Source organism: Pseudomonas sp. 43(2021), from assembly GCF_017490805.1.
Lineage (GTDB): Bacteria > Pseudomonadota > Gammaproteobacteria > Pseudomonadales > Pseudomonadaceae > Aquipseudomonas.
Genome location: NZ_JAFGYJ010000633.1, coordinates 1 through 267, shown reverse-complemented (window position 1 = coordinate 267; position 267 = coordinate 1). Strand labels below are relative to the sequence as shown.

Below are 267 nucleotides of genomic sequence, written 5' to 3'. Positions count from 1 at the left end.
TGAGCGACGGCAAGACCGTTATCACCGTACCGGCCAACGGCACGACTGGTTCGGTCACCGTCACTGCCCCGGACAACGTCTACACCGGCGCCAACGACCCTGTGGTCAAATCGATCGGTTCGGTCACCGGCGCTGACGTGGGCAAGTTCGAGCAACTGACCCTGGACAAGACCCCGGTCAGCACCACCGTCACCGACGAACCTGGCTCGGGCACCCCGGGTACCGGCAACCAAGGCGACCTGGTGCAGGTCACCATCACCGCCGATC

General features: G+C 64.8%; 1 protein-coding gene. It reads left to right on the top strand.

What is annotated here, in order from left to right:
• The coding region (locus J5M71_RS29065) for an immunoglobulin-like domain-containing protein (RefSeq protein ID WP_207839149.1) at positions 1 to 267 on the top strand (267 nt) is incomplete at both ends.